General features: G+C 29.9%; 19 protein-coding genes and 1 tRNA gene. 12 read left to right on the top strand and 8 right to left on the bottom strand.

The window, feature by feature from the left end; genetic code table 11:
* Positions 1 to 146 precede the first annotated feature (146 nt).
* On the top strand, positions 147 to 725 hold the full coding sequence (locus tag CHB63_RS15780) for a PhnA domain-containing protein (protein ID WP_089379446.1): 579 nt from the start codon (positions 147 to 149) through the stop codon (positions 723 to 725).
* A 66-nt stretch (positions 726 to 791) separates the two neighbouring features.
* Here CHB63_RS15780 and CHB63_RS15775 read toward each other — a convergent pair whose 3' ends face one another.
* Positions 792 to 2180: a dipeptidase gene (locus CHB63_RS15775; protein ID WP_089379445.1), complete on the bottom strand. Its 1389-nt coding sequence runs from the start codon at positions 2178 to 2180 to the stop codon at positions 792 to 794.
* Between the two features lie 126 nt (positions 2181 to 2306).
* Here CHB63_RS15775 and CHB63_RS15770 point away from each other — a divergent pair.
* Positions 2307 to 2388, top strand: a tRNA-Leu gene (locus CHB63_RS15770).
* Between the two features lie 59 nt (positions 2389 to 2447).
* Here the strand turns inward: CHB63_RS15770 and CHB63_RS15765 are convergent.
* On the bottom strand, positions 2448 to 3068 hold the full coding sequence (locus CHB63_RS15765) for a thioredoxin family protein (protein ID WP_089379444.1): 621 nt from the start codon (positions 3066 to 3068) through the stop codon (positions 2448 to 2450).
* A gap of 4 nt (positions 3069 to 3072) precedes the next feature.
* A complete protein-coding gene (locus tag CHB63_RS15760; protein WP_089379443.1) occupies positions 3073 to 3585 on the bottom strand; it encodes a TlpA disulfide reductase family protein in 513 nt (170 codons plus the stop codon).
* Positions 3586 to 3770: 185 nt separating this feature from the next.
* On the opposite strand from CHB63_RS15760, the gene CHB63_RS15755 reads away from it, so the two are divergent.
* The 3 genes from CHB63_RS15755 to CHB63_RS15745 all read left to right on the top strand — a co-directional run bounded on the left by CHB63_RS15755 (position 3771) and on the right by CHB63_RS15745 (position 8010).
* Entirely contained in the window at positions 3771 to 4241 is a 471-nt protein-coding gene (locus tag CHB63_RS15755; RefSeq protein ID WP_089379442.1) for a hypothetical protein, read from the top strand.
* Between the two features lie 254 nt (positions 4242 to 4495).
* The gene (gene hypD, locus CHB63_RS15750; protein WP_217898424.1) at positions 4496 to 6949 is read left to right on the top strand and encodes a trans-4-hydroxy-L-proline dehydratase; all 2454 of its coding nucleotides are present in this window, start codon (positions 4496 to 4498) and stop codon (positions 6947 to 6949) included.
* Positions 6950 to 7101: 152 nt separating this feature from the next.
* A complete protein-coding gene (locus CHB63_RS15745) occupies positions 7102 to 8010 on the top strand; it encodes a glycyl-radical enzyme activating protein (RefSeq protein WP_089379441.1) in 909 nt (302 codons plus the stop codon).
* 35 nt (positions 8011 to 8045) lie between these two features.
* On the opposite strand, the gene CHB63_RS17365 is transcribed toward CHB63_RS15745, so the two are convergent.
* The 3 genes from CHB63_RS17365 to CHB63_RS15730 form a co-directional block, all read right to left on the bottom strand.
* On the bottom strand, positions 8046 to 8435 hold the full coding sequence (locus CHB63_RS17365) for an HU family DNA-binding protein (protein ID WP_089379440.1): 390 nt from the start codon (positions 8433 to 8435) through the stop codon (positions 8046 to 8048).
* 84 nt (positions 8436 to 8519) lie between these two features.
* A complete protein-coding gene (locus CHB63_RS15735) occupies positions 8520 to 9320 on the bottom strand; it encodes a DNA/RNA non-specific endonuclease (protein WP_089379439.1) in 801 nt (266 codons plus the stop codon).
* Positions 9310 to 9759, bottom strand: a complete 450-nt coding sequence (locus CHB63_RS15730) for an acyl-CoA thioesterase (RefSeq protein WP_089379438.1) — start codon at positions 9757 to 9759, stop codon at positions 9310 to 9312. Before CHB63_RS15730 ends, CHB63_RS15735 begins: the two co-directional genes overlap by 11 nt.
* A 266-nt stretch (positions 9760 to 10025) precedes the next feature.
* On the opposite strand from CHB63_RS15730, the gene CHB63_RS15725 reads away from it, so the two are divergent.
* From CHB63_RS15725 to CHB63_RS15710, 4 genes are read left to right on the top strand one after another with little or no spacing between them, the layout of a single operon-like run.
* Positions 10026 to 11138 carry a DegT/DnrJ/EryC1/StrS family aminotransferase gene (locus tag CHB63_RS15725; protein WP_141107326.1) on the top strand — a complete coding sequence of 371 codons (1113 nt, stop codon included), beginning with the start codon at positions 10026 to 10028 and terminating at the stop codon, positions 11136 to 11138.
* A gap of 1 nt (position 11139) precedes the next feature.
* Positions 11140 to 13041, top strand: coding sequence for a nucleoside-diphosphate sugar epimerase/dehydratase (locus CHB63_RS15720; RefSeq protein ID WP_089379437.1), 1902 nt, complete (start codon positions 11140 to 11142; stop codon positions 13039 to 13041).
* A 21-nt stretch (positions 13042 to 13062) separates the two neighbouring features.
* Positions 13063 to 13818 carry a polysaccharide biosynthesis/export family protein gene (locus CHB63_RS15715; protein WP_089379436.1) on the top strand — a complete coding sequence of 252 codons (756 nt, stop codon included), beginning with the start codon at positions 13063 to 13065 and terminating at the stop codon, positions 13816 to 13818.
* Between the two features lie 4 nt (positions 13819 to 13822).
* Positions 13823 to 16174 (top strand): GumC family protein, encoded by a 2352-nt coding sequence (locus CHB63_RS15710; protein WP_089379435.1) that lies wholly within the window; start codon positions 13823 to 13825, stop codon positions 16172 to 16174.
* Positions 16175 to 16188: 14 nt separating this feature from the next.
* Here the strand turns inward: CHB63_RS15710 and CHB63_RS15705 are convergent, their stop codons facing one another.
* The gene (locus CHB63_RS15705; RefSeq protein ID WP_245857046.1) at positions 16189 to 16878 is read right to left on the bottom strand and encodes a tyrosine-protein phosphatase; all 690 of its coding nucleotides are present in this window, start codon (positions 16876 to 16878) and stop codon (positions 16189 to 16191) included.
* A 52-nt stretch (positions 16879 to 16930) separates the two neighbouring features.
* Positions 16931 to 18274 carry a capsule assembly Wzi family protein gene (locus tag CHB63_RS15700; RefSeq protein WP_176420412.1) on the bottom strand — a complete coding sequence of 448 codons (1344 nt, stop codon included), beginning with the start codon at positions 18272 to 18274 and terminating at the stop codon, positions 16931 to 16933.
* A gap of 429 nt (positions 18275 to 18703) precedes the next feature.
* Between CHB63_RS15700 and CHB63_RS15695 the strand changes: the two genes are divergently transcribed.
* From CHB63_RS15695 to CHB63_RS15685, 3 genes are read left to right on the top strand one after another with little or no spacing between them, the layout of a single operon-like run.
* Complete coding sequence (locus tag CHB63_RS15695) at positions 18704 to 19522, top strand: prephenate dehydratase (RefSeq protein WP_089379432.1); 819 nt, start codon at positions 18704 to 18706, stop codon at positions 19520 to 19522.
* The gene (locus CHB63_RS15690) at positions 19522 to 20679 is read left to right on the top strand and encodes a pyridoxal phosphate-dependent aminotransferase (protein ID WP_089379431.1); all 1158 of its coding nucleotides are present in this window, start codon (positions 19522 to 19524) and stop codon (positions 20677 to 20679) included. Before CHB63_RS15695 ends, CHB63_RS15690 begins: the two co-directional genes overlap by 1 nt.
* A 1-nt stretch (position 20680) precedes the next feature.
* Positions 20681 to 21529, top strand: a complete 849-nt coding sequence (locus CHB63_RS15685) for a prephenate dehydrogenase (protein WP_089379430.1) — start codon at positions 20681 to 20683, stop codon at positions 21527 to 21529.
* Positions 21530 to 21561: the final 32 nt, after the last annotated feature.

Genomic DNA, 21561 nt, shown 5'->3' with positions numbered 1-21561 from the left:
TTAGGGATGGCAGTGAAAGGCCCACAGCGTTAGCGAGGACTTGTAGCGGAAAGCCCGACCTGAAAGGAAACGCCCATAAAATGAAAATTGTAGAGGTTGTAATAACTATTTAATAAGTGTACTTTTGCGATTCTAAAAATAAATGAATGAGTATTTTAAATATATTACAAGAACGTAGTGGTTCTAAATGTGAATTGTGTGCTTCTGAAAAAGATTTAAGTATCTATAAATTGCCACCAATGCCAGTTGGAACTGTGGATGATAGTATTTTGGCTTGTGCAACGTGTATTGACCAAATTGAGAATCCAGATAATGTAGATGTAAATCATTGGCGTTGTTTAAACGATAGTATGTGGAGTGAAGTTGCTGCTGTTCAGGTTGTTGCTTGGAGAATGTTAACGCGTTTACGTGCAGAAGGTTGGCCGCAAGATTTATTGGATATGCTATATTTAGATGATGAAAATTTAAAATGGGCGAAAGCTACAGGTGAAGGTCTTGAAGAAGAGCAAAAAGTAATTCATAGAGATGTAAATGGTGTGATTTTACAAGCTGGAGATTCTGTAGTTTTGATTAAAGATTTAAAAGTTAAAGGTTCTAGCTTGGTTGCGAAACAAGGAACTGCTGTTAGAAGAATTTCTTTAGATCCTGAAAACGAAAAATTTATTGAGGGAAAAGTAGGTCCTACTCAAATTGTAATTATTACAGATTACGTTAAGAAAATGTAAGAGTTAATCTCTTAGTTATATATACAAAAAAAGCCTGCAATTTTTAAAATTGCAGGCTTTTTTTCTTTACTTACTCATTTCAACAAAATATTTGTAGAAAAGCGGAATGGTTTCAATTCCTTTTAAGTAATTGAATATTCCAAAATGTTCGTTTGGTGAATGAATAGCATCGCTATCTAAACCAAAGCCCATTAAAATAATTTTACTTTTTAATTCTTTTTCAAATAAAGCCACAATTGGAATACTACCTCCTGAACGTTGAGGAATTGCAGGAATACCAAAAGTTTCAGTATAGGCTTTGTTGGCTGCTTTGTAACCAATATTATCTATTGGCGTAACATAACCTTCACCACCGTGATGCGGTGTAACTTTTACTTTTACAGATTTTGGAGCAATGCTTTCAAAATGTTTTGTAAATAACTCAGTAATTTTTTCTGATTCTTGGTGAGGAACTAATCGCATAGAGATTTTAGCATACGCCTTACTCGCAATTACGGTTTTTGCACCTTCTCCAGTGTAGCCACCCCAAATACCATTTACATCTAATGTTGGTCTAATTGAATTTCTTTCGTTGGTTGTATATCCTTTTTCACCATAAACTTCATCTATATCCAATGCTTTTTTATAAGCGTCTAATGAAAATGGTGCTTTAGCCATTTCAGCTCTTTCTTCTAACGATAATTCTTCAACGTTATCGTAAAAACCAGGAATAGTAATATGATTGTTCTCATCGTGCAAAGAAGCAATCATTTTGGTTAAAATATTAATAGGATTTGCAACAGCGCCACCATATAAACCTGAATGTAGATCTCTGTTTGGTCCGGTAACTTCAATTTCAACATAACTTAAACCGCGTAAACCAGTAGTTATTGATGGTTGAGTGTTGGAAATCATACCAGTATCTGAAATTAAAATAACATCATTGGCCAATTTATGCTGATTACGTTCTACAAACCAAGCCAAACTAGAAGAGCCAATTTCTTCTTCACCTTCAATCATAAATTTAACGTTGCAAGGTAGTTTGTCGTTAGCAGTCATGTATTCTAGCGCTTTCACGTGCATATACATTTGACCTTTATCATCACAAGCACCACGGGCAAATATTGCACCATCTGGATGCTTTTCAGTTTTTTTAATTACGGGCTCAAAAGGAGGTGAATCCCAAAGATTAATTGGATCTGCTGGTTGCACATCATAATGGCCATAAACAAGTACTGTTGGTAAATTAGTGTCTATTATTTTTTCTCCATAAACAATAGGGTAACCAGGTGTATCACATATTTCAACTTTGTCACAACCTGCTTTTTCCAGGGCAGTCTTTATTGCGTCTGCAGTATTTAAAACATCCTGACTATAGGCGGAATCCGCACTTATAGAAGGGATTTTTAGTAATTCAATAAGTTCATTAATAAATCTGTCTTTATGTTGATTAACGTAAGAATTAATATTTTCCATTAAAATTTAATTTTGTTTACATCAAAAATAGGCAATTTTATTCGGATTTTAAATTGCTAAAAATATTTTCAATAACTACTTTGCAATTTGTAAGTATTGTGTATATTTGCACCCACAATAAACTAAGCGGGCGTGGTGGAATTGGTAGACACGCCAGACTTAGGATCTGGTGCCGCAAGGTGTGAGAGTTCGAGTCTCTCCGCCCGCACAAAAGCCCTTCGAAATCGAAGGGCTTTTTTTATGGAAAATTTCAAATGATTTTTTATTTTAAGATTTAACTTTTATTGAACAACCAATAGCTTTAGTGGTGGTTTCATTTATAGTTTTACCTGCTAATAATGCATCAACTGCATTTTCTGTATACTTCGTTTTTACGGCATCGGCATTTCTTGAACTATCATCAATAGCACCAATATATTTTACACGTAATCCATCACTTTCTTTTTGAAGAATAAAAACATGAGGTGTTTTAGTTGCGCCATACTGTGGGTATATTTTTTGTCCTACATCTAAAAGATAAGGAAATGTAAATCCTTTTTCTTTCGCTCTAACTTTCATTAAATCAAAACTATCACCTTTTTGAGCTTCAGGATCATTTGGATTGATTGCAATAACCGGATATCCTAAATTTTTGTATTTTTTATCTAATGCAATAATTCTGTCTTCGTAAGCTATAGAATATGGGCAAGTATTGCATGTAAAAATAACAATAAAGCCTTTTGCATCTTTAAAATCGGCCATTGAAACCATAGAATCATCAATATTTTTCAATGAGAAATCAGTAGCAATATCACCAACTTTATAACCTTCTCCAACTATTGTATTAGTGGTAAAGGCAAAAATCAAGGTAGCAGTAAATAACAATAAAATTAGTTGTAGTTTTTTCATAATATCAGGTTTTTATAAATTTTTCTAGTTCTTTAAGTAGTTCGTCTCGAGTAAAAGATTGCTCGTAAAAAGATTGTTTGTTTTTATTAAAAATAATGGTTGCAGGAATGGCTCCAGACCAAGATTCATTTATTTTAGGAATCCATTCATTTTCATTTGGAGCATCTAATAAAATCACTTTAGATACTAGCTTTTTTTTATTAATAAATGGAATTAATTTTGATTCTAATTTGTCGGGAAAATCTAAGCTAACTAAAATAACTTCTACTTTCTCAGTTGGATATTTATTTGTGATTTCTTCAAAATAAGGCAATTCCTTTATACAGGGAGCACACCAAGTTGCCCAAAAATTGATAACATAAGTTTTATCATCAGCACTATTTAAAATTTGCTCAAATTCTTTAAAACTGGCAACGGTAACTTTTGAAGGTAGATTATCAATAACCTCTTTTTTGGTTTCAGGTTTACAAGAAATTAAGAAACTTAAAATAATAATTATACTAGCATATTTAAACATTCAATTTTGGTATAAAAAGTTTTGAATTTGTATTAAGAACTATAATTAAATAAAAAAATTAGCAATAACAAACCTATTTTATATTTGGCTGTAAACCAAAACATTAATATTTATTTAACATTTTTAGAAGTTGAAATTATGTGTAAAATTAAAATGGAATACTTTTTTAATTTTATATTTATAGTATGAAAAGAATTGGAATTACATTACTATTTATCGCTATTTGTCCAAATGTGTTTGGGCAATTTGGAGGGGAAAATTATGATACTAAAAAATCCATTTTGGAAGTGTTTGAGTTGTTTTTTGAAAATGAAATTAAACATCAAGGTGTTAAAGGGGATTGGATTTTTAGATTAGAAGAAGTGACAGGCTTGTATAAATTTGATTTTAACAAGGATAATTTAAATGACATTTTAATGGAGTTTTCTGCGGTGCCTGAAGAAGGTGGAGGTGTTACATTAAAATTCGCTGTTTTATTTTTAAATGAAGGAAATAACCAATTTAAATATTTAAATTATTTGGAAACTCAAGAAATTAGATTTGAAAAGTTTGAAAATCAACAATTTACTTTTTCCACTAATAAATCGGAAACTGAAAAAGTGATTTTTAAATTTTTAGATTCAAAATTTGTTTCAACTTTGAAATTACCTAATTAAGAAAGAATAGTATTCGGGTCAGAAAATAATATAAGTTAAAAAAGGATAGATAAGATTTTATCCTTTTTTTGTATATTTGGGATTAATTAATCTTTTATTAGATGTCCCAAAATAAGAACATAACAAGTTTAACCAGAACATACAGACAACTGTTTGAATGTTTGATGTTCTTTTCTTCATAATTAACTAAGTTTTTTTCTCAATTCACTATTTTTTCAGAATTTTATTCTGAATGTTACTTTACACATTATATTATGAAAACGGTACACAAAAATAAAAAGCCTCAAAGACCTGGGGCAGCTCAAGGAAATTTTTATAAGCCAATTTTAAATGCTATTGGACCAGGAATGAATGAAAGAATTCAAAAACTTAGAAAGTTAAGTTTTGAAGCTGAACCATCATTATCCATTGAGAGAGCCTTAATTCAAACAGAATTTTATAAGTATAATTACGGGAAATATTCCATTCCGGTTTTAAGAAGCCTTAATTTCTTAGAAATTTGTAAGCAAAAAACAATTTATTTAGGTGATGGGGAATTAATTGTTGGTGAACGTGGACCAAAACCAAAAGCGGTTCCAACTTTCCCAGAATTAACATGCCATAGCGTTGAAGATTTTAATGTATTAAATACACGTGAAATGCAACGTTATACAATTTCTCAACAAGATATTGATATCTATAAGAATGAAGTAATTCCGTATTGGAGTGGAAAAACGATGCGTGAACGTATTTTTAGTCACGTTCCTAAGGAATGGAGTAGCGCTTATGAAGCGGGTTTGTTTACCGAATTTATGGAACAACGAGCACCTGGGCACACAGCGTTAGATGGCAAGATTTACAAGTGTGGAATGGTCGATTTTAAAAAGAGAATTCAGGAAGAGATTAAGAAATTAGATTTCCTAAATGATTTTGAAGCCACTGATAAAAAAGAGCAGTTAGATGGGATGATGATTTCTTGTGATGCAGTAATACTTTTTGCTGAACGTCATGCAGATTTGGCTGAGGAATTATCATTAAAAGAATCAGATCCTGCGCGTATAAAGGAACTTCAAAAAATAGCAGAGGTATGTAGAAGGGTTCCTGCAAAAGCACCAAGAACATTTTATGAAGCCATACAAATGTATTGGTTTGTACATTTAGGAACTATTACAGAATTAAATGGCTGGGACGCAATGAACCCAGGTCATTTTGATCAACATTTAGCTCCTTTTTATGAAAAAGAAATTGCAGAAGGGACTTTAACACGTAATGAAGCAAAAGAATTATTAAGTTGCTTTTGGATTAAAGTAAACAACCATCCGGCTCCGCCAAAAGTAGGAATTACTGCTAAAGAAAGTGGTACGTATAACGACTTTACAAATATTAATATTGGTGGTGTTAAACAAGATGGATCTGACGGTGTAAGTGAAGTTTCTTATATTATGCTAGAAATTGTTGAAGAATTGCACTTGTTGCAACCAGGAAATTCTGTTCATGTGAGTTCAAAAACACCAGATCGGTTTTTAAAAGAGGCTTGCAAAGTTATTCGTCAAGGACACGGATATCCTTCCATTTTTAATCCAGACATTTATATTCCTGAAATGTTGCGCCAAGGTAAATCGTTGGAAGATGCGCGCCAAGGTGGTTGTAGTGGTTGTATTGAAGTTGGTGCTTTTGGGAAAGAAGCCTATATTTTAACAGGGTATTTAAACGTTCCAAAAATTATTGAAATAACCTTAAATAATGGTATAAACCCGCTTTCAGGAAAACAGGTAAGTATTGAAACTGGTGATCCTCGTAATTTTAAAAGCTATGAAGAATTATATGAAGCCTTTAAAAAACAGCTAAATTACATTGTTAACCAAAAGATTTTAGTAAGTAACTATATCGACAGAATGTTTGCAAAATACAGTCCTGCAACATTCTTATCAGTGGTTATTGATGATTGTATTTCCAAAGGAAAAGATTATTACAATAGTGGTCCACGCTATAATACAAACTATATTCAATGTACAGGTTTAGGTACCGTTACGGATAGTTTAGCTGCATTAAAAAAGCACGTTTTTGAAGATAAAACGGTTTCAATGGATGCAATTTTAAATGCAGTTTCAAAGAATTTTGAAGGTGAAGAAATTTTGCGTCAAGCAATTCTGAACAAAACTCCTTTCTACGGAAATGATGAAAATTATGCTGATGCCATTGCTTTGCAAGTGTATAACGATTTATTTGAAGTTATTGATGGGAAACCAAATACAAAAGGTGAATCATTTCATTTAAATATGTTGTCAACAACGTGTCATGTTTATTTTGGAAAAGTTATGGGCGCAACTCCAAACGGACGTTTGGCTCATAAATCCATATCTGATGGAACATCTCCATCGCATGGTGCAGATACAAATGGCCCTTCAGCAGTAATAAAATCACTTACAAAAATTGATCAAGTAAAATCTGGAGGTACATTGTTGAATCAGCGTTTTTTACCAAGTTTATTAAAACGTGATGAAGATTTAATGAAGCTAAGTCATTTAGTTAGAAGTTATTTTGCTTTGGGCGGACATCATATTCAGTTTAATATTGTGGATACTGCAACATTGATTGCGGCGCAGGAAAATCCTGAAGATTATAAAGATTTATTGGTGCGAATGGCTGGATACAGTGATTATTTTAACGATATGAATGCCGATTTACAGCAGGAAGTAATTGATAGAACTGAAAATGAATCCTTTTAATAGTTCAGGACGTCAGTTCGAGTAATTTTTGATAAAAAATTGTACCGAGAACTTTTCAGTAGATGTCGTGATTTCTCGATACACTACTCCTAAAGTAGAAGTACTCGAAGTGACGTAAGAGTCATGTATAACAACAGTAAATAAATGATTAAATGAGTACAGGTTTAATTTTCGACATTAAAAAATATGCCATAAATGATGGTCCAGGAATTAGGTTAACTGTATTTTTTAAAGGCTGTAATTTATCATGCCAGTGGTGCCATAATCCGGAAAGTATGTCGCCAAAGATTCAAAAAATGTACAATGCTAAAAAGTGTATTGGGGCTTTAAGTTGTGTTGATAATTGTCCTAACGATGCTTTAAAAATGACTTCAAAAGGAATTGTTACCGATTACAACAGTTGTAATTTGTGCGGTAAATGTGCAGAGGTTTGTCCAACAAAAGCATTTGAAATGTTAGGGGCAACTATTTTGATTTCAGATTTAATTAAGAAAATTGATAATGAAGCCATATTTTTTGATCAGTCGGGTGGAGGTGTTACTTTTTCAGGTGGAGAACCTTTGATGCATTCAAATTATTTATTGGAAGCATTAAAAGAATGCGGGAAAAGAATGTATCATAGGGTAGTTGATACCACAGCTTTTGCAAGTTTAGAAACTGTTTTGGAAGTAGCAAAAAATACTGAGCTATTTTTAATTGACTTAAAAGTGATGAATTCCGAAAAGCATAAAGAGTTTACAGGTGTTTCTAATGAAAAAATACTTTCAAACATTACAGAGCTTGCAAAAACAGATTGTGAAATCATTTTTAGAATTCCATTAATTAAAGGGGTAAATACTTCAGAAGATAATATTAGAGAAACTGCTAGTTTTATGAATTCTTTAGAAGGAAATAGAAAGATGATAAATTTATTGCCTTATCATAGTGTGGCTGAAAATAAACTTGTTAAACTTGGTAAAGCAGCTGATTTTGTTGAATTTGAAACACCTATAGGTAATGAGATTAATAATATTATTTCTCAATTTAAAAGCTTTGGAATTACCGCATCTGTTGGAGGATAGAAAAAAGCCTTCAATTTGAAGACTTTTTTTAAGTTTTAATGATTCGAATTTTTATTACTTCTAGAACTATTGTAATCGGTGGCTTTTGTTGCTCCAGGTCTTTTTCTTAAATTTTGACCAGTTGTTGGTCCGTTTTCTTGTTTTACATTATTATTTTTAGTTTTTATTCTTCCTGGTCTTTTTCTAAGATGTAAATCTTTGTTTGCACTAGCGCTCTTTATTTCTTTACCAGTTTGTGGATTTCTACCTGTTCGTGAGACTCTTTTTGAAATGTTTCCATCTTTTGCCATGGCATCAATAAGCTCACCTTTGTTCATTCTAGTGTCGCTGGAAGCTTTGTAATAATCGTATCCTTTTTTAGAAGTTTGAGAAAATGTAATTGTTGAAATAAGGAATGTTGCGATAAAAAATAATTTAGTTTTCATATATATTTGTTTTATAGTTTGTAAAAATTTGTTTCTTTACAACTATATCAACCAATTCTAAATTTTGTTACCCCAAAAATTAATTCATCTGAAACTCCAGTTGGAATAACTCGTAGATTTCTCTAATTTGTTCTCCAAAGAATCTTCAATTTCAGGAAAAAAATCTATTCCAGTAAGTTGTTCTATTTCATCAATAGACGTTACAAACCTGTATAAAGCTTTTTCAGATTCTTTATGTGGAATTAAAAAGGCAATTGCTTTTATTTCAGGTTCATGAAAATCTAAAATAATTTTATAAAAAGAGTTAGGGACTGTTACTTTTTCACTACCAATGGTGTTAGATGAGTTTCCTAAAATACCACCAGTAACAATATAAAGATTTTTATATTTTGTTGCCCAATACCTCGTCTTTTGCTCTAATCGGTTCCAAATACCGGCATTAAATTCGTGATTTTGAGGTGAAATATTACTAGTTAAAAATGTTTCATCGTGTGCAAATTTTGAGAATTTCCGATCTCCAGCCGGACATAAATGTCCTTTGTCGTAGCCAGATTTTGAATAATTTCTATAATGTGCACTTTGTGATAAAACCTTTAGATCCTTTTCGAAATAAGGTCTTTTAAAATTTGTTGAAGTTATATGCTCAGCTTTTAAATGATATGCAACCCATTCTGCTTGCTCATGATTTTCATGATAAGATAAATCATAAAAATTGTGGTTAACAATTACACCTGTAGTTGAAGTTGGTAAATAATTTAAATCAGAATTTGAGGTTTTGGACTCACCAATTGCTTTTATATCTTCTACTGAAAAATTATCATAAATGAAAAAACCTATTGTAAAAATAAGTGTTAAAACAATGTATATGGTCTTCCTATTTCGCACTTTTCAAAAGTATTTCTTTAAAGTTTTTAGTTTTTGGTAAATCTTCAAAAATTTGAACAAATTTAGTAGGAGGAGCGGTAAGTTTTCGTTTCATTAAATCAATCCAAGCTCCATAAACTTTTATCTCAGCAGCTAAGATACCGTCTTTATTAAATATTTGATGGGTAAAGCGCCAACGTTCAATTCCTTTAGAAACGCCTTCAAGTTCCATATGCACATCAATGTTTTCACCAATATGAATTTCTTTGTAAAAGGAAGTTTCTTCTTTAAAAAGAATAGGACCAATATTAAGTTTAGCAAATTCATTAATTGATAATCCGTGTTCTTGAAAAAAGCGAACTCTTACTTCAGCAGCATAATCGTTATAGGCTGTGTGACGCATGTGACGATTTGGGTCAAAATCTGACCATTTTGTTTTAAAATTTACTTCGAAATTCATTTCTGTTTTTTTAAAAATGCTAATTTACATGAATTCAAAAAAAGAGCATGGCTAAAAAGTAATATTTTCAACTACCTTAATTCAGCTCAATTTTATTTGCTAATTAATAATTATCATAACAATATTAATCTTTGAATTAATTAAACTTTATATAACTATATGGTTACTACTATGGTGCTTTGTTTTAAATACTTTTAAGTAAGAATCTATTAACTTAATCAAAATAAATTATAGTAAATTTACGTTTTAGTAAGAATACAATAAGAATGAGTGAAAAAATTTGGCTTTCTTCTCCACATATGGGTGGTGGAGAACAAAAATACATTAAGGAAGCTTTTGATACCAATTGGGTGGCTCCATTAGGACCAAACGTGAATGAATTTGAGAATACTCTTCAAACTTATTTAAAAGGAAATAGCTATGTTGCTGCACTAAGTTCTGGTACCGCTGCAATACATTTGGCTTTGGTACAATTAGGTGTTTCAGGAGGTGATGAAGTATTGTGTCAAAGTTTTACATTTTCTGCTTCAGCAAATCCTATTTTATATCAAGGGGCAACGCCTGTTTTTATTGACAGTGAATTGGAAACTTGGAATATGTGTCCTGAACTATTAGAAAATGCTATTTTAAACAGATTAAAAAATGGTAAAAAGCCAAAAGCAATTATAGTAGTTCATTTATATGGAATGCCTTATAATGTGACTAAAATACATGAGCTTAGTTTAAAATATGAAATACCAATTATAGAAGATAGCGCAGAAGCATTAGGAAGCGAATTTGGAGGTGAAAAGTGTGGAGCATTTGGAGATTTTTCAATTTTATCCTTTAATGGAAATAAGATAATAACCACCTCAGGGGGTGGAGCTTTAATAACAAAGAGTAAAGTAAAAAAAGAAGAAGCTATTTTTTTTGCAACACAGGCTAAAGATAAAGCACCACACTATGAGCATTCAAAAATAGGTTATAATTATAGAATGTCTAACATAATTGCAGGTATTGGTAGAGGACAATTAGAAGTTTTGGACGATAGAGTTTTAGCAAGAAGGTCTAATTTTAAATTTTATAAAAAAGAAATAAAAAACAAAAAGTTTACGTTTTTAGATGAGCCTGAAGGAAGTTTTACAAATAGGTGGTTAACTTGTATTTTAACACCTTCATTTGAAATAAGAGAAAAAGTTAGACTATCTTTAGAAAACGAAAATATTGAATCAAGACCATTATGGAAACCAATGCATTTACAGCCATTGTTTAAAAAATATTTAAATTTTACAAATGGAACTTCGCAAAAATTATTTGAAGTAGGTTTGTGTTTACCAAGTGGATCGAATATTACTGAAAAGGAATTATATAGGATTGTTGGGGTTCTAAACCGTTTTTAGTATGATTAATAGTGTTTTTATAAATTTATTAAAAAGAAATACACCACGTTGGTTGGTGTTAATTATTGATGTTTATATTGTTTTAAACACCTTTATTCTTTCCTATCTTATACGATTTGATTTTAGTTTAAGTTTTGATACTTCAAAATTTATATTGCAATTTCCAATTGTAATCATTGCCTCGTTAATAGGGTTTTTTCTAATCGGCTCTTATAAGGGAGTTATTAGGCATACAGGTATTAGAGATTCTATAAATGTTTTTTTGGCAAGCCTTACAATATTTGTTCTGATGATTGGTATTGTTCTATTAAATCGTCAATTTAATTGGGTGTCTGAATTTACAATTCCAAGGTCAATTATAGTTATTCATTTTTTATTAAATGTAACTTTATTGATTGCAAGTCGAGTTATTTATAAAGAATTATATAGACTTTTAATGACCGGCTCGGATATTGAAAAAAGAGTAATGATATATGGTGCTGGGGAGGCTGGAATGTTAGCATATTCTGTGCTGCATGATGATAAAAAAAATAAGGTTCAAATAGTTGGATTTATAGATGATGACAAAAGAAAATCGGGAAGTAAAATTAATGGGGTACCAGTTTTTAATTCAAAAAAAGTAAATACCTCATTTGTAGAGAATAAAAATATAGATGAAATTATTTTATCTATTCAGAATATTAAGCCTTCACGATTATTGCAAATTGTTGGCTCCGTGTCTAAATTGCCATTAAAAGTAAAAATTGTACCTCCGATAAAATCATGGATAGATGGAGATTTAAATGCAAAACAAATTAGATCGGTTAAAATTGAAGATTTATTGGGTAGAACGCCAATTGAATTGAATAACCCAATACTTCATCAAGAATTTAATAACAAAGTGATATTAATAACAGGTGCTGCAGGATCAATTGGGAGCGAAATAGCACGACAAGTTTCCAGTTTTAAGTACAAACAAATAATTTTAATTGATCAGGCAGAATCTGAACTATACAATTTACAACAATATTTTATAAATAAAAAGAATGACAATATTAAAGCTATTGTTGCAGATATTCAAAACAAGGATAGAATGGAATTTTTATTTGTAAAGTATAAACCAAATCTAGTATTTCATGCGGCAGCATACAAGCACGTTCCTTTTATGGAAGATAATCCTTATGAAGCTGTAAGAACAAATGTTTTAGGGAGCAAAAATATTGCAGATATTTCTGTGAAAAATCATGTAGAAAAGATGGTTATGATTTCTACGGATAAAGCTGTGAATCCTACCAATGTGATGGGAGGAACAAAAAGAATTGCAGAAATGTATATGAATTGTCTAAATGAAAATGGGCATACAAAATTTATTACAACACGTTTTGGAAATGTTTTAGGTTCTAATGGTTCAGTAATTCCGTTATTTCAATCCCAAATTGATAAAGGAGGCCCTTTAACTGTTACTCATAAAGATATTACACGTTATTTTATGACAATTCCTGAAGCTTGTCAATTAGTTTTAGAAGCTGGTTGTATGGGGCAAGGAGGTGAAATTTTTGTGTTTGACATGGGAAATTCCATTAAAATATATGATTTAGCATTAAACATGATTCGATTGTCTGGTTTAAAATACCCGGAAGAAATTGATATTGAAATTACAGGTCTTCGACCAGGGGAAAAAATTTATGAAGAACTTATAGGAGATAAAGAGAATGTAATAAATACACATCATGAAAAAATAATGATAGCTAAAGTTGCTTCTTTAAATACAGACATTATTAAACAACAAATTGAAGAATTATGTATTGTTAATAATGAGGCAGATTATGAGCAAACTGTTTTAAAAATGAAACAAATTGTTCCTGAATTTATTTCGAATAATTCGAAATATGAAAAATTAGATATAAAGACAATTTTTTATTAAATATATTTGTAAAAAAAGAGAATGAAAAATAGTTACATCTTCAAATTTATATTTGTATTTTTTCTAATGGTATTGATCACTTCTTGCGTGTCTAAAAAGAAAATGATTTATTTTCAAAATGATGAGTTAATAACCAATGAGTTATTGAAGAATTATGCACCTAGAATTCAAACTGATGATATTTTAAGTATTACTGTAAGTGCTTCTGAACCAGAATCTGTAAAGCCTTATAATTTGTATCAAGGTAGCGGGCTTTCAAGTGCTACAAATCAAATTACATATTTAGTGGATTTAAGTGGAGATATTACCTTTCCAGAGTTGGGAAAAATTAATGTTGTGGGTTTAACAACTAATGAATTAAAAAATAAACTAATCACATCTTTAAAGTTATTTGTAAAAGAACCAATTGTTACCATAAAATTAGAGAATTTTAGAATTACAGTTCTGGGCGAAGTAAGGAGCCCGGGCGCATTTAAACTTGATAATGGAAGTATTTCAATTCCAGAAGCAATTGGTATGGCAGGGGATTTAACAATACAAGGAAAAAGAAAGAATATATTATTAATTAGAAAAAGTGGTGAAAAAGTGGAAAGTATCAGGTTGGATTTAACAGATCAATCGATTTTTAAGTCGCCATATTTTTATTTAGCTCAAAATGATATAATCTATGTGGAACCAAACAAAGCAAAAGTAAATTCATCTGCAATTGGCACTACCTCTTCATTAATTTCTATTGCCTCAGCTCTTCTGTCATTAATACTGATTATAACACGTTAATTCTATGGAAGAAAATAAGCAATTAACCCCTGTAAATTTTAACGAAGATAGTATTAACATTCGTGAGGAACTTGAAAGGTATTCTTATTATTGGAAATGGTTTGTAATTAGTATTGTAATTGCATTGATTGCCGTAAAAACGTATTTACGTTATACGCCAAATCAGTATGCGGCATCAACAACTATTTTAATTGGCGACAAAGAAAATAATGAATTATCAGCATTTAAGGATTTGGGATTAATAGGAAGCTCTAATAAATCTTTAGAAAACGAAATAGAATTACTTAAATCAAGAAGTTTATTTGAAAGAGTTGTAAAAGATTTAGGAATAAATGTACAATTTTTTAAAAAAGGACGCGTATATGACTCCGAAATATTTGTTCAAAATGCTCCATATAAAATCAATTTTTTAATTGATGATTCAAAATTATTTGCTTTAAGTACCTCATTCTCAATTATAACAAAAACCGATTCAAGTTTTATTTTTGTAGAGGGAATAAAAAGTAATCAGTTTTCTTTTGGAGAAAAAATTGAAACTAATTTTGGTGAAATAATTATTACTCCTGAAAAAATTGGAATTGTTGCACCTGATGAAGAAATAATTGTTAGAATTTTACCTGTAATAGCCGTTGCAAACAGGTATAAAAATAGCGTTCAAATACAAGTTTTAAATAATTCGAGTGTCTTAAAATTAACCTTAAAAGATCGTGTACTTAAAAAGGCTGAAGCTATTTTAGATTATTTAGTATATCAATACAATAAGGATGTAGTTAAAGATAAAAATTTAATTGCAAAAAATACATTTAATTTTATTAATGAAAGAATTGATGTAATTAATAAAGATTTGGCAATTGTAGAAGCTGGAGCCGAAAATTACAAAACAAAAAATAGATTAACAGATATAACTTCTGAAGCTGGAATTGCATTGCAATCCAAAACGGAGTTAGAAAAAAACATTATTGAACTGGGTACACAACTAAAATTAGTTGATTATGTAAACGATTATGTAAATTCTAATGTGGAAGAATTTATTCCTTCAAATTTGGGCATGTCTGATGTTTCCTTAAATCAAAGCACTCAAAAATTTAATGATTTATTATTGGAACGAAATCGAATTTTAAAAAGTTCAAGTAAATTAAATCCTGTTATTATAAATTTAGAGGAACAATTATTAAGGTTAAGGGAGAACATTAACCAAAGTTTATTAAATCTAAAGTCTTCAATGACAATCTCTTTAAATGATTTGAAAAGACAAGAGATTGGAATTTCATCAAAAATTGCTTCTGTACCTAAAATAGAGAGAGAATTTAGAGATATTCAACGTCAACAACAAATTATTGAAGCGTTGTATTTGTATTTATTGCAAAAACGAGAGGAAAATTCGATTTCAATGGCTGTTACTGTTCCAAATGCTAAAATAATTGATAAGGCATATGGAAGTAATTATCCAGTTGCTCCAAATCGTAGAATGTTTTATTTAGCTGCCTTATTAATTGGTTCGATTTTACCTTTTGCAATTTTGTACATAATGTTCTTGTTAGATAACAAAGTCCATACGAGAAAAGATGTAGAAGCCGTTGTTAAAGCCCCAATTTTAGGCGATATTCCTAAAACAAAATCTGAGGAGAAAGTTGTAATTTCAGACAATGACAGGGATAGTACAGCAGAATCCTTTAGATTGTTAAGAACCAATGTTAATTTTATGCTTTCTAGTATAAAAGGCAAAACTAAAACAATTTTTATAACATCTACTTTAGGTGGAGAAGGGAAGACCTTTATAGCTATTAATTTAGCATCTGTTTTAGCATTAACAAATAAAAAAGTATTACTAATTGGTGGAGACATAAGAAAACCAAAAATTGCAGCTTACTTAAATATACAATCAACAAAAAAAGGACTTTCCCACTTTTTAATGGATAAAACATTGAAGGCTTCAGATGTTATTGAACAATTTAAAGAAACTAGTTTCGATATTTTGGAATCTGGTATTGTGGCACCTAATCCTTCAGAATTATTAATGAATGGCCGTTTTGAAGAAGTTCTAGCATATGGAAAAGAGAATTACGATTATGTTATTGTAGATACCGCTCCAATTAATATTGTAACTGATACGCTGTTATTTAGTCAACAGGCAGATTTGTTCATTTATGTTATTAGAGCGAATTTCTTAGATAAACGTTTGCTTGAAATCCCCAATAAATTGTATTTGGAGAAGCGATTGCCTAATATGGCGGTTTTAGTAAATGACACGGATTTAGAAAGAGGCTACGGCTATGGTTATGGCTACGGCTATGGATATACCGAAGAGATTAAACCAAAAAAATGGTGGCAAAAATTACTTCCTTTTTTAGGTTAGAGTATTAATTTTATTTAAAGCAACTTAGCATTATTTTCTAAAACCGGTTTTATAAGATTTATGAGCTTTGGGTTATTTATAGTTTCTAAAGCATTTAAATGCCTGTGGTGGTGTGTGTCAGTACCAGCAAAATCAATTAAATTATCTTTTAATAATTGCTTTGCTATCCTATTAACATTAGATCCATAATAAGAGGATAAAGAGAGTAAATTTAATTGAAAAAGGCAACCAGCTTCTTTTAATTTAGAATACTCTTTGTAGTTGGTATGAAAAAAGGAATACCTTTCTGGATGTGCTAAAATTGGTTGGTATCCGGCAATTTGAATATTAAATAGTATTTCTTTTAGATTAATTGGAGGGTTGATGTATGAAAATTCAACTAAAATAAATTGATCTTTAATAGTTAGTAATTTTTCTGAATACAATAATTTTTCAAAATTAGAATCTAACATATATTCAGCAGCTGCCCTTATTTGTATATCTTTAATTCCTTGTTTGTTTAAATAATCAGTTAATTCATAAAGTTTGGTTTGAATTATAGATGAAGTATTATTCCATACACCATCCATTATATGAGGTGTAGCAACAAAATTCTTAATACCATAACTATTTAGCCTTTTTATTAAACTAGCTGATTCTTCAAAACTTTTGGAGCCGTCATCAATGTTTGGCAACAAGTGAGAATGTATGTCTACAAAATCCAAAGGAAAATGTTTTATAAGAGGTGTTTTTTTTTTGAAAAAAGATAACATATAATTAAAAGATTCCTTTTTTAGTTAGTTTTATAAATCCTCCAAAATTATTAGGTAAAAACTCGCCAAAATCTGCAGCTGTTCCTAATGAAATATCAAATGGAATTTTTTCAGTTTCAATAAAAATTTCAAAATATGGAGAGAATTGTGATTCATTAAGTGGATTACTGAACCATCCAGCATATTTTGTATAGGTTAAATTCGTTTTATATCGAATAGTTTCACTCAAATAACCTTTAAAACCAATATTTAGTGATGTAAATCTACTTTGTTCTATGCCGTGAGTTATTCCATCAATTGGTGTTTTTGTAGTAAAAAATGGAGATCCAATGGTACTACCAAAATATGTCCAGCCGCTAGTGTAAATAGTATTATTAAAGTAGTTGTCATATCCACTAATGCCTTCTGTTCCACTCATATGTTTGGTGTACTGAAACTCTGTAATTATATGTGTTACCAAATTTTTAGGGTTTTTAAGATCTATAAAAAAACCATACAAAGCATCAGGATAATTGGCTAATTCTCTACCAGAGCGATCTTCAAATAGATGTGACCAATAAAAGCTCCAGTTGGAATTTTCTCCTTGATAATCAAATTGAACCAAATAATTACCTAGGTGATTTCCCCATGCATTAGATGAATTAACATTTTCATTAGCTTTAATTCCATCTCCTTGTCCAGTTATATATTTTAAATAATCTTTAAAACTAGTAGGTTGTTTTCCATATTCTTCTGAGGTTCCTCCCCACATTACGTAATGATCTAAGCCTACTATTAAATTTAGTTTTTCAGACAATTTAGATTTAAAAAATAAACTTTTGTGGTGTAAATGTGTATTGTCTACTGCACGTTTATCATTTAAAAAGTATTCAGCATAATTCATTTTTACTGATAGCCAATTTTTTGCAAATGGAAGTATAAAATAATCTTTTGTAGTTAAATTAATTCCTGGAAATGCTCTGGTATTAGTAGATTTGATAATGTTTCCGTTAGAAATTGACAAACCTTCAAATAGAATTTCATCATTTTTACTGCCAGCCGTTAATTGCCAGTTTTTATAGCCAATCCTTCCAAATAATTCATTAATAAAAATGTTATTTTCGTCAGCTATATAACCTGTAAATGCAGCTTTATAGGCAAAATCAAAATTGCTATCAGGATTTTTAAAATCCGAAAGCATAGAAGTGTAAATTGATAGATTGTTATTGTTTGGAACGGCCCCAAATTTATTAGCGGTTAACATAAATGGAAGTGTTTCTTTAGTTGATGAATTAGAACCAACTTCAACAACATAATTTTGAGAATTAACCTGAAGAAAAACAAAGTAAATTAATGCGGTCGTTTGCAATTTTTTAAGAGCAGTTAAGGTCATAGATGTTAACATAGATTATAGTAACAAAGTTAATTAATTTTACATTAAGATAAACTTAAAACTTCGATGTGTTATTGTGTTATTAATATAATCTAATCTTAAAAATATAGAAATTATTAAAATAAAGAGGTGTTTTATTTTAATAAAATCATTTTAATTGTATTTTTTTTGAATTTTCACTAAGTGTTAAATATTTTTTATTAAAATGATTGGTTTTTTAAAATTAATGTATAGATTTGTGCTCATATTTAGATAATTATGATAACTAATAACACTTGGAATAGCTTCTATTTTTACTTTTATTTTAACAATAAAGGATGAGGCTTTGTATGTGTTGTTTAACAAAATATAAATTATAAAGTCTCGAAATTATTTCGGGATTTTTTTTTGACAATTAATTAAAAAATGAAAGTAGCAATTCAAGGTATAAAAGGGTCTTTTCACCATATAGTGGCTGAAGAGTATTTTGGTAAAAACATTGATTTATTAGAATGTTTGTCTTTTACTGAAATGCCCAATTTATTGATTGATAAAAAAGCGGATGTGCTTATTATGGCAATTGAGAATTCAATTGCAGGGGCTATTCTACCAAATTACGCACTTATTGATGATCATCAATTAACTATTTGTGGAGAATTTCATTTAGCAATTCACCATAATTTAATGGGTCTAAAAGGACAGAAAATTGAAGACATTAATGAAGTATATTCACATCCTATGGCATTGTTACAATGCCATAAATTTTTTAAAGACTATCCAAATATCAAATTAATTGAAGATAAGGATACGGCTTCAGTTGCTAAAAGAATTCAGGATAATAATTTAAAAGGGGTTGGAGCCATTGCAAGTAATCTTGCGGCAAAAACTTATAATTTAGAGGTGATAGCTCCGGAAATTCAAACTATTAAAGAAAATGCAACGCGATTTTTTATTTTAACAAATGATAAAGATAAAAGCAGTGTTTCTGCAAATAAAGCATCAATTAAATTTATTACAAGTAATGATACGGGAAGCTTGGCTGAGGTTTTATCAATTTTAGCAAAACACAATTTAAACTTGTCTAAAATACAATCTATGCCTGTTATAGAAACACCTTGGAAATATGCTTTTTTTGCTGATTTTATTTTTAATAGTTATGCCGATTATTTCAATGCATTATCCGAGGTTAAAGAAAAAGTAGAGATTTTAAAAGTGTTAGGAGAATATAATAAAGGTAAAAGATAATGATAACAAAAGCTGATAGATTAAACGATGTAAAAGAATACTACTTCTCAAAAAAATTGAGAGAAGTAGCGGCTTTAAGAAATGAAGGAAAACCAGTAATTAATATTGCAATTGGAAGTCCAGATTTAAATCCGCCTAAAAGTGTAATTAATGCAATTAAAACTGCAGTAGATATACCAAATGCACATCAATATCAAAGTTATCAAGGAATTCCTGAGTTGCGCGAAGGCATCAGTAATTTTTATAAAGATAAATACAAAGTTATTTTAAATGCAAATTCAGAAATTTTACCTTTAATGGGATCAAAAGAGGGAATTATGCATATTTCTTTGGCATTTTTAAATAAAGGAGATAAAGTTTTAATACCAAACCCTGGGTATCCAACATATGCTTCAGTTACAAATTTAGTTGAAGCAGAATCTATTTTGTACAATTTAAATGACGCAAACAACTGGTTGCCAAATTTTGAAGAGCTTGAAAAAGAGGATCTGAAAAATGTTAAAATTATGTGGATTAATTATCCACATATGCCAACTGGGGCAGTAGCTTCAAAAGAAGATTTTAAACAACTTATTACATTTGCTAAAAAGCACCAGATTTTAATTGTAAATGACAATCCATATAGCTTTATTTTAAATGAAAAACCGCTAAGTATTCTTGAGGTTGAAGGAGCAAAAGAAGTTGCTATTGAATTGAATTCATTAAGTAAAACTTTTAATATGGCAGGTTGGCGAGTGGGAATGGTTGTTGGCGATGCAGAAATAATAAAAACAATTTTACAAGTAAAAAGTAATATGGATTCTGGAATGTTTTATGGAATTCAAAAAGGAGCTGTGGAGGCATTTAAACTATCAAAAGATTGGTTTAAATCTCAAAATGAAATTTACGAAGAAAGAAGATCTTTAGTTTGGGAGATTTTTGACTCATTAAACTGCACTTATAATAAAAATATTGGCGGTTTATTTGTTTGGGCAAAATTACCAGAAGGTATTAAATCTGAGGAAATAACAGATGAATTATTATATACTAAAAATGTATTTATAACTCCAGGAACAATTTTTGGATCGAATGGTGAAGGTTATATTAGGGCTTCATTATGTGTAGATAAAAATGTGTTGACCGAAGTACTTAATAGATTAACAACTGTAAAAATTTAACATGGAAAAAATAGTTGTTGTTGGGTTAGGTTTAATTGGAGGTTCATTAGCTTTAGATTTAAAAAAGCGAGGGGATTTTAAAGTATATGGTATTGATCAAAATCCAACTCATGTTAAAAAAGCAATTGAACTTGGTGTAATTGATGCTGAAATTAGTTTTTCTGAATTATCAGAAGCTGATATTGTTATAATTGCAGTACCAGTAAATATAATACCAAAATTAACACAAAAAGTGTTAGATGTTGTTTCAAATGAAACATTGGTTTTTGATGTGGGATCAGTTAAAAATGAAATTTGTAAAGCGGTTGAAAATCATTCAAAACGCAAGAATTTTGTAGCGGCTCACCCATTGGCAGGAACTGAGTTTTCTGGACCAGAAGCGGCTATTTTAAATTTATTTGACGATAAGGTTAATATTATTTGTGAAGCAGATAAAACAGATTGGAGAATCTTGGATAAAGCTATTAGCATCTTTAAAAAATTAAATATGCGAATTAAAATGATGAATCCTATAGAGCACGACAGACATATTGCTTATGTTTCTCATTTATCACATGTAAGTTCTTTTATGCTTGGGAAAACAGTATTGGAAATTGAAAAAAATGAAGAAGCAATTTTTGATATGGCAAGTACTGGGTTTGCTTCAACAGTACGTTTGGCAAAGAGTTCAGCAAATACCTGGACTCCAATATTTTTAGAAAACAAAGACAATATCATTAATTCTTTAAATGAGTATATTAAAAATTTAAAGGAATTTAAAGATTTGATTGAAAATAATAACGAAGAAGGATTAAAAGAATCAATGAACAATACAAACTATATTAAATCCATATTGAACGGGTTAAAATAAGTAGAACTTAAAAGATTAAAATAATAACACAA

Origin of the sequence: Lutibacter flavus (assembly GCF_900188355.1) — a bacterium.
Classification (GTDB): domain Bacteria; phylum Bacteroidota; class Bacteroidia; order Flavobacteriales; family Flavobacteriaceae; genus Lutibacter; species Lutibacter flavus.
The sequence above is the reverse complement of the archived record's forward strand: the minus strand, read 5'-3'. Positions and strand labels throughout refer to the sequence as shown.